Annotated in this window: 8 protein-coding genes and 1 pseudogene; 2 read left to right on the top strand and 7 right to left on the bottom strand. The window is 38.2% G+C overall.

Going from position 1 to position 8,921, the window contains the following annotated elements; all coding sequences use genetic code 11:
• The coding region (locus B2400_RS12335; RefSeq protein ID WP_293933745.1) for a DUF4180 domain-containing protein at positions 1-255 on the bottom strand (255 nt) is incomplete at its 3' end.
• A 143-nt stretch (positions 256-398) separates the two neighbouring features.
• Positions 399-590: a hypothetical protein gene (locus B2400_RS12330; protein ID WP_293933743.1), complete on the bottom strand. Its 192-nt coding sequence runs from the start codon at positions 588-590 to the stop codon at positions 399-401.
• Between the two features lie 707 nt (positions 591-1,297).
• Here B2400_RS12330 and B2400_RS12325 point away from each other — a divergent pair.
• Positions 1,298-1,543 (top strand): hypothetical protein, encoded by a 246-nt coding sequence (locus tag B2400_RS12325; RefSeq protein WP_293933740.1) that lies wholly within the window; start codon positions 1,298-1,300, stop codon positions 1,541-1,543.
• 632 nt (positions 1,544-2,175) lie between these two features.
• Here B2400_RS12325 and B2400_RS12320 read toward each other — a convergent pair.
• Both B2400_RS12320 and pgi read right to left on the bottom strand, forming a co-directional pair.
• Positions 2,176-3,147 carry a toxin-antitoxin system YwqK family antitoxin gene (locus B2400_RS12320; protein ID WP_293933738.1) on the bottom strand — a complete coding sequence of 324 codons (972 nt, stop codon included), beginning with the start codon at positions 3,145-3,147 and terminating at the stop codon, positions 2,176-2,178.
• 362 nt (positions 3,148-3,509) lie between these two features.
• The gene (pgi, locus tag B2400_RS12315) at positions 3,510-5,156 is read right to left on the bottom strand and encodes a glucose-6-phosphate isomerase (protein WP_293933736.1); all 1,647 of its coding nucleotides are present in this window, start codon (positions 5,154-5,156) and stop codon (positions 3,510-3,512) included.
• A gap of 71 nt (positions 5,157-5,227) precedes the next feature.
• Between pgi and prfB the strand changes: the two genes are divergently transcribed.
• A protein-coding gene (prfB, locus tag B2400_RS12310; RefSeq protein WP_293933733.1) for a peptide chain release factor 2 occupies positions 5,228-6,311 on the top strand; the annotation gives its coding sequence in 2 pieces (ribosomal slippage) (positions 5,228-5,287 and positions 5,289-6,311; 1,083 coding nt in all).
• 190 nt (positions 6,312-6,501) lie between these two features.
• On the opposite strand, the gene B2400_RS12305 is transcribed toward prfB, so the two are convergent.
• From B2400_RS12305 to B2400_RS17900, 3 genes and pseudogenes are all read right to left on the bottom strand, one after another.
• Complete coding sequence (locus tag B2400_RS12305; protein WP_293933730.1) at positions 6,502-7,341, bottom strand: AHH domain-containing protein; 840 nt, start codon at positions 7,339-7,341, stop codon at positions 6,502-6,504.
• Between the two features lies 1 nt (position 7,342).
• On the bottom strand, positions 7,343-8,512 hold the full coding sequence (locus B2400_RS12300; protein ID WP_293933728.1) for a hypothetical protein: 1,170 nt from the start codon (positions 8,510-8,512) through the stop codon (positions 7,343-7,345).
• Positions 8,513-8,763: 251 nt separating this feature from the next.
• Positions 8,764-8,893: pseudogene (locus B2400_RS17900) on the bottom strand (recombinase family protein); the annotation flags it as partial.
• Positions 8,894-8,921: the final 28 nt, after the last annotated feature.

The following is an 8,921-nucleotide window of genomic DNA, read 5'->3' as shown; positions in this document are numbered from 1 at the left end:
AAAATCACCTATAATGATTAAAGGCATTCGGTACTGAGCAAATTTTTGGAGTATCTCACCTGCAATTTTGGTTTTTAAATCAAAAAAATCCGGCGTAATGCTTTTTTCATGAATAAGAATCTTATCAAATCCCTGATAGTATAGATCGCCCAATAGATCCAATCCGTCTTCGACAGATCTTAAAATAATTTCGTCAGAAATAATTTCAGCTATTTTTAAACTGTTGGTATGGTGTGTTTCAATTGTCATTCTCATATCATTTTTTTAAATGGTTCGTATCTGTACCGCTTACTAAGCTAATTAATTACAAACATCTGAAAATAAGATGATTAATTTTACTAATGTCGGTAAATACATACTTTTGGCACCGTTGGTCTCTGCAATTTTCTCATTAAATGTCAAGAATTTTCTAAGACATCTTTCGCTGTTTGCTCACCAAGTTGTTCGGCTAGTCCAAACAGAAACCCTTCTGTTCCGCGTATATAGCATAGCCGACAGATGTTCTGGTAGTTAACCACCTCTCCAACGAGTTCAGCGCCGAGTTTTAAAAGTCGGGATAACAGTTCTTCAATATTATCCACCCTGAACATAATACGAAGATAGCCAAGCGAAACAAAGAATCCAATGGGAGTCGAGTTTGATTATGCAGAGGCCTTTCAAAAGCTTGGATCGAGAAGGTCTTAATTAGGCGCTAAAATAATTGATGACCGACTCTCACAACCGGTGACCCGTAGATTTCAGGCACTACGGTGGTTTGTTCATCCCAATGGCATGGTATAGCGAAGGTATCTACTGCTTTCATTCGGACGAGGCGGCGCCAACGCCGGACAACAACGATTCGCTCCGTTAAACTTGTCGGCTCATAATGTATCTGTTGACAAAGTAGGACACATTTTGTGACCAATCAACAAACATATGGAAGTCAGATTTCCGGGACGGGCTTGGTTATATTGATAGAAAACATAGCGCGATAATCCATGGAATTTAAACCCATCGGTTTTGCTGCCGAACGTCCTTTACACACATGGTGCAGAAGGTGTGGTCGAAGGAATCATGCCGATGCAAAACCACAGTTCCAGCATGTATAAACATCAAAAAAAACGTATTTATCGAAGACCAGCGGGAGCACGGACCTTGGATCTTGCAACATCCAGCAGGGCAACGAGTTGTCTTTTTAGCGTATCGTCCATTAGGTCACCCTACGCAATTTTGGAGCACGATGAAACTCCCTATGGAGAGGCTCGGCGACCTAACGAGAGAACAACTTAGGGCTTTAGCTGTTATCCCATAAAAACCTATGACAACAATCAAAGACATCACCACCTTTTGCGAAACGACCAATGCGGGCGTAAGGGGAGCTGAGTTCACTGGAACCTCTCAAACGGGCCGGATCATTCGTGGCTACCTACAATTTTATGATGACCGTACCAACTTTGAAATCTTGACGCCCAATTTAAATTCGAGCAAGAACAAAGCGATTATTTGGCAGTACTTGCTAAATCAGTACCCAAAGCCGTGGAATGCCGAAAACACGCAGTCTTAATTTCCGGAAAACCGCGGTGCCCAGAGCCCCTGAAATCGCGCAGATCACGAGATAGATGAATGCAATATATTTCTCTAATAGCGGCAGGAGACGAACCTCTGACCAACTGCCAAAACTCAATTGCGATCTCAGCTTTAGAGCAGTACAGAAATGTTACAACCCGAACGCCCAACAACCCTGATTGATGCTCCCAAGTGGGCAAAAAAAGTATCGCATAAAAAAAACTCTGTATTATTGTCTAAGAGAGAATAAATAAACGCTTAAGAATATGTCGGGTGGAATGCGCAGCAATAGAGTTCCCAATAGCGACCAATCTTTATAGTAGTTAATTTAAAAAAGAACTTAGTAAAAAGAAAAAGATCGTCTTTTTGGCGATCACCTCCGCATTAAGTTTCCCTTGTTGGTAATGGTTAGTTAAAGCGTTCTGATCAATCTTCACTTTCGTCTGCTTCGACTTTTTGTTGAGTCTTTCCGTTGATTAACGACTCTATTAGTGTATGAGTGATTCTTGCTAGTGCAGGACCTGTTTTCGAAGTTGTTCTCGTCAAACCGAAAATCTCGAAAGCATTTGGGTTTTGTTATTATAGATCCGGTAATAAGAAACTCCTGAAAAATGGAAACGGCCGACCTACTTACAAGGAAAAAGGATTACAGTCTTTACTTAGGCTTCTCATCAGTTCTTCAATTATTTTTCTACCCTCGGGTTTCACTCTAAACCAAAGGCTTGTGGAATTCGTTTCTGAGGAAATATGATAATCCCCGTCAAGATATCTGTAGTAGATTACATCCTCCGCGGAATACTTAATTTCACCTTGATCCTCGATCTCTAGCAAGGAGGTTGGAAATTTTATTACATTTTCACCGGTTTTTCCGATGGTTTTATGGAAAATCTGAACCTCGCACTCGGTTACTACAACTTCTGTGACTGCGTTAATATCCTTACTTGGTGTTACGTATTTTTCTAACTGCTCTCGCAGCTGTAGGCGTCTGGTGTCGGGCTTTCCGTTTTTGAAAAAGACCAAGGGATCCCCCTCCATTACACCTCCTGCATACTTTTCGACACTTCTTAATTCGCCGGTTTCAAAAAACAGTTTTGCTTCGCCTTCTATTCGATTATTCACGTATTGCATAACCCACTCGACATTGCCATTGCCGTGGTAAGTTTTCAGCTCACCATGTTGCATATCATCTAAATAGTGGGTTATCACTTTGAGTTTCCCGCTCTCCGTATAAAGCCTACCCTCTCCATGCATTTTCCCGCCTTTCATAGTCGTAACCGATTTAAGCTTGCCATTCTCATAGTTCGTCTTTATCTGCCCCTCGGGTTCTCCGTTCTTCATATAGGCAATAGACTTTAAATTGCCGTTCTCGAAATAGGAAAAGGCTTCCCCTTCAATCTTCCCATTTACATAGCTACGAATGATATATGGGTTCCCATTTTCGTAATAATGAGTCCACTTCCCAGCGTTTTCTCCAGATGGTGTTTTAAAGCCTGAGGTTTTTAACTGACCGTTGTCGTAATATTCTGTATATTCTTTGTTTTGGGCAATGGACACGAATGTCAGCAACAACAATGCTCCTAGTAGGATCGATTTTATTTTCATATGATGTACATTATAGAGTCCTTTTTGCGACCGCCTATTTATACTGATCGATAATTGGCTATAGCTGGTCTATTTCATCAAAATTAGAGCTAATATTTTTCTTCGGAAATACCTAAGTTTAGGTATAAATAGATCCCCTGAACATCATCAGGGCTATCATATAAACGCAATGGTTTAGGGGTTTAAGGCGTGTTTTTAAATAAAACCTCTCATGTTTTCATTGAAACAGCAACAGGGATGAAAGTGATCGCCTCTGAATACAGACATTTTTAGAAAACAAAAGCCAACCCGCTATTTGGGTTGGCTCTAAAAAGAATTGTTATTATTTCGGAGAGAACGAAGGGTTGCTTGTGATACGCAGTTTATCTCCAATTCTTATATTGATTGATCAATCCATTTGTTGAGGAGTCATGGCTTTTAATGTTCTCATTTCCTTTTAGCTCGGGTAGAATCTGATTCGCAAGTTGCTTTCCGAGCTCTACGCCCCACTGGTCAAAACTGAAGATGTTCCAGATAATCCCCTGAACAAATATCTTATGTTCGTACAATGCAATTAGGCTTCCTAGAGATTCCGGTGTAATTTCTTTTAGCAGGAAAGAGTTGGTAGGTCTATTTCCTTCGAATACTTTAAAAGGTTTCAGACGATCGATTTCCGCCTTGGATTTTCCTGCTTTTTCTAGCTCCGCTACGACTTCTTCCTCAGACTTCCCGTTCATAAGCGCTTCTGTCTGTGCAAAGAAATTTGACAGCAAGAGCTGATGATGATCTCCGATGGGATTGTGTGAAATAGCTGGAGCGATAAAGTCGCAAGGTATTAATTTCGTTCCTTGGTGGATCAATTGATAGAACGCGTGTTGGCCGTTTGTTCCGGGTTCACCCCAGATTACCGGCCCTGTTTGATAATCTACGCGCTTACCATTGCGGTCGATGTATTTTCCATTGCTTTCCATATCGCCCTGTTGGAAATAGGCGGCAAAGCGATGCAAATATTGGTCGTAAGGAAGGATGGCGTGGCTTTCAGCTTCGAAGAAGTTATTATACCAAATGCCCAGTAGAGCCATCACAACTGGGATATTCTCTTCAAAAGGGGTGTTCTTGAAATGTTCATCAGCTTCATACGCACCTTTCAATAAGGCTTCAAAGTTATCATATCCCACCGATAGGCAGATCGATAGCCCAATTGCCGACCAAAGGGAATAGCGCCCTCCTACCCAATCCCAAAATCCGAACATGTTTGCCGTATCTATTCCGAATGCCGACACGCCCTTATCGTTGGTACTCAGTGCGGCGAAATGCTTCGCAACATCCCTATCCTTCGCTCCAGATTTGAGGAACCATTCCTTAGCGGTATTGGCATTTGCCATAGTTTCCTGCGTGGTAAAGGTCTTCGATGCAATTAAGAATAAGGTAGTCTCCGGATTCAGATGCTTGATGGTCTCAGCGATATGTGTTCCATCGACATTAGACACAAAGTGCACATTCAACCGAGTTTTATAGGATTTCAATGCCTCTGTAACCATTACTGGCCCCAGGTCTGAACCACCAATACCTATATTCACCACGTCGGTAATTTCTTTACCGGTATAGCCCTTCCATTCACCAGATATAACACGGTCAGAGAATGACTTCATTCTTAGCAAAACCTCGCGCACCAATGGCATAACGTCCTCTCCGTCTACGAGGACCGCCTTATCCGACTGGTTTCTTAAGGCTGTATGTAATACTTGTCTCCCTTCGGTTTCATTGATCTTCTCGCCGTCGAACATCGCCTTGATCGCCTCTTCTAATTCACACTCTCTTGCCAATTGTACTAAGAGTGCCATCGTCTGCTCGTCTATTCTGTTCTTGGAATAGTCAAAAAGGATATCCTTAAGGTATAAGGAGAACTTTTTGAAGCGCTGTGGATCTTCCTGAAAGAGCTCTTTCAAGCTCTTTTCGTTTACACTGATATAATGGTCTGCTAAATAGCTGTAAGCTTGGGTTGTTGTAAAATCTACTCTTGGTAACATAAAGTTCAAGTTTTCCTCAAATATAAGGAATACAGGAAAGGTATCCTCAAATTTATATTATCTTTGTTCTTATGACCAAGGAACAAATTCAAGACTTGAGGGATCGACTTACTTCCCTAAGGAGGCATCTTTGACATCGATGCGAAGAAAGCGGAAATAGACCGCGAAACACAGATTACACTACAACCTGATTTCTGGGACGACCCCAAAGCGGCAGAAAAAGTACTTCACAACATTAAGAACAACAAGGTATGGACGGATCAATTTGATGCTGTACAGAACTCTGTTGATGATACGGGTGTGCTGTACGAGTTTTTTCAAGCCGGCGATGGCACAGAGAAGGAATTGGAAGAGCAATACCAAGTGGCATTGGCCGATATCCAGGAGCTGGAGTTTAAGAACATGCTCAGTGCGGAGGAGGACCAACTGGATGCGATCTTGCAGATTACTGCGGGTGCGGGTGGTACGGAATCTTGTGATTGGGCGGCAATGTTGATGCGCATGTATATCATGTGGGGCGAGAAACACGGCTGCAAGGTAACCCAGCAGGATTACCAAGAGGGTGATGTCGCAGGCATTAAGTCGGTTACACTACAATTCTCGGGGAACTTCGCATATGGCTATCTTAAAGGTGAGAATGGGGTGCACCGTTTAGTGCGCATCTCTCCATTCGATTCGAATGCCAAACGTCATACTTCCTTTGCATCGGTGTATGTTTATCCTTTGGTCGACGACAATATCGAAATTGAGGTGAAAGATTCCGAATTGGAATGGGATACTTTCCGTTCAGGGGGTGCTGGTGGTCAAAATGTAAACAAAGTGGAGACCGCTGTTCGCTTACACCACAAACCAACGGGTATCATTATCAAAAACCAGGAGTCGCGTTCGCAATTGCAGAATAAAGAGAATGCTTTGCGCTTACTGAAGTCTCAGTTATATGAGATTGAAATGCGTAAGCGTCAGGAAGCAACGGCCGCAATCGAGGGCTCGAAAAAGAAAATCGAATGGGGTTCGCAGATTAGGAACTACGTGCTACATCCGTATAAACTTATCAAAGATTTGAGAACAAGCTATGAGACTTCAAATACACAGGCTGTATTGGATGGCGACCTGGATGAGTTCTTGAAGGCTTATTTGATGGAGTTTGGGGGGTAGTAATCTTCAATACTTTTATCTAAAACCTACAAAAGCTCGGATAACTCGGTATTTCAGAACAATTATGAGCATCCGATGCTATTTAATCAAACAATCTTAACAATATCTATCATGGCAACAACAACAATAAAACCCTCATTTTTTGAGACACTTATATCCTTAATCAGGGAAATTTAAATATCCAAATTTTTTATATATTAATATCATTTTTATTTATTGTGTGAAGCGCCCCTTCAAGTTTTATTTTACCATTATATAAATCATATTTTATATCGGTCAGAGATTTAATCAATTCATCTTTACTTTTAGATTTTTTAATCTTTTGATAAACATATTCAGAATATTCCTTTGTATGTGACGTTTTATGTAAAGTTCCTTTATAGATACTATTCCTGTCTTTAGGAAGCAATATTCCATTAATTGGATGATTAATATCAATATTAAATTTATTAAGAATATCTCTAGATAATGCTGCTGCAGGGTCTGTCCCTTCTATTATATGATGAGCGTCAGCACCTCCAAAAGCATTATTAATCTTCGCAATAGGAGGATCCATAGAAATAAGCATATTTTGTTTTAAATATTTTGCATTAGAAGGATAACCTAGTGCTAATTTTTCCGGATTAATTTTAGTTATATTATCAGAAGTAAGAAATTGCATATAAGGACTTATTGCTTTTCTTCTTTCTATTAATATTTTAGAATTAAATTCTTTAGGAAACTTCTCCGAAAGAATTCCTAGATTATTTATCGCAGGATAGAATTTTCCTTTAAATGTTTTAGATTCTATAACTTCTAAAGTTTTTTTTCCTACTGGAACACTTAGCTCTGCTACCGCCCCTTTAGAAACAGCCTTTAAAAGTGCTTTTTCTGTCACCTCTGAGGACACCTCCTTAGTTAATTTCAACATAGATTTCTCAGCCCCTATTTCAATACTTTCCGAGGTAGCTTCTTTAAAAATACTTTTTAAGCAACTCGTCAAATTGACGGCTACTATAATTGGCAATAAGAATAGAATAGATCTTTTCACATTATAAATTGTTAGTTTGAAAAGTTAAATCATTTAAAATTTCAGTGTTTTGATTTTGTAGATATTCGACTATTGATTTTGATATTATTTGATCAATTTTAACCTCTAGTTTCGAACTTTGATAATCAAATAATATAAACGGGCCAATTAAAAAAATAATAGTAGTAATAATATTTATATATTTTTTTTTCCTTTTATATTTTTTTTCAATCTCATTGTTTGAAAAAAGTGTACCAACCGTTGCAATACCAGAAACTACAACTTTACTCAAAAAACCTTTGTTCTTATTTCCCCAAACACCTTTATTTAAAGCATTTAAATTATCAATGTTTTTTTGAATTGTCTTATTTAAATAATAATTGGCAACTAAAGTAACAAATAAGCCAATCATTAATTCAATTACTGTTGAGAATACAGTGGAATAAATCTCATTATTAAGCCTATTAACAATACTTTCTTCTAAAGTTTTTTCCGATGTACTAGCATATTCGTCAATATTCATAATTGGTGCTTTAAATTCTTTATTAATACCATTAATTCGACGACTTACGTTTATATAATCACTATAAGAATTTATTTGATTTTGTAATTGCATATTTAGCTCAGGAAAATCCAAAATACTATTTAAATCACTATTCCATTTTTTTAAAATCTCTTCTTCATTATATTTTATTCTTTCCCATATCATAGGTAAGATTTTCCAAACTGAAAATTTTGAATCAAGAAAACCTTGTTTACGATTTAAGATGGTCTCGACTATAGTAGAGTGTAAGGTGTCTTGAAATTGGGTGTGTTTTATTGATTCTTGATTTTTAAAATCTTCAATGCTTAAGGTACTACTTGATGATTTTGGAATTGAAATATTATCTAATATATTACTATTCTCGTTTAAAGTTTCAAGTGCATCAGGTTTGTCTTCAATAAATTCATTTAATAAATCATAAAGAGCCACATTCAAATCTTCATTTGTTTCATATTGGTCGAATGCAATACCTACTAACACATTTTTATCTATACCAGTATATTTAGATAGTTGATCCAAATTTGTAAACTTAAAAATCAGATTCTCTAAATTTTCTTTATAAGAAAATGATTTTGGTAGTTCGGTTTTTGAACAGCCTGTTAAAAAAACTGAGTAAAATATAATGAAAAAATATTTAAAATAATTCATTTTTGATTCGCATATTGATTAATATGCGCAAATATAACGTAATACTGAATGATAAAATAGAATTAGAGCGAACTATTTTCTTACTAGAGTCATTTTCCTAATCTCCTCATCCGTATGCATATCTAAAATCTTTGCATAGCGGTAAAAAGTAGCACGAGTCAAATCTAGCGCTGTATATATTTCCTCCGGACTCTTTTTGACATCCTTGTAAACTGATCGCATAAGTAATAATTTAGAAATGGTTTCTTTGCTATATCCCTTGGGCCTACCTCCTAACCTACCACGTGCTCTCGCTGATTGCAAGCCAGCTTTCGTTCTTTCACGAATTAGCTCTCGTTCATATTCCGCTAAAGAAGCCATAAGGTTAAGAAATAGCCGACCATTGATATGTAACCCTCCCTATTTTCGG

The sequence above is a fragment of the Sphingobacterium sp. UBA6645 genome, assembly GCF_002455685.1.
Classification (GTDB): Bacteria; Bacteroidota; Bacteroidia; order Sphingobacteriales; family Sphingobacteriaceae; genus Sphingobacterium; species Sphingobacterium hotanense.
The sequence above is the reverse complement of the archived record's forward strand: the minus strand, read 5'-3'. Positions and strand labels throughout refer to the sequence as shown.

Coding starts and splice junctions, on each gene's coding strand:
- B2400_RS12330 (WP_293933743.1), bottom strand. CDS start 590: ATGTTCAGGGTGGATAATATTGAAGAACTGTTATCCCGACTTTTAAAA.
- B2400_RS12325 (WP_293933740.1), top strand. CDS start 1,298: ATGACAACAATCAAAGACATCACCACCTTTTGCGAAACGACCAATGCG.
- B2400_RS12320 (WP_293933738.1), bottom strand. CDS start 3,147: ATGAAAATAAAATCGATCCTACTAGGAGCATTGTTGTTGCTGACATTC.
- pgi (WP_293933736.1), bottom strand. CDS start 5,156: ATGTTACCAAGAGTAGATTTTACAACAACCCAAGCTTACAGCTATTTA.
- B2400_RS12300 (WP_293933728.1), bottom strand. CDS start 8,512: ATGAATTATTTTAAATATTTTTTCATTATATTTTACTCAGTTTTTTTA.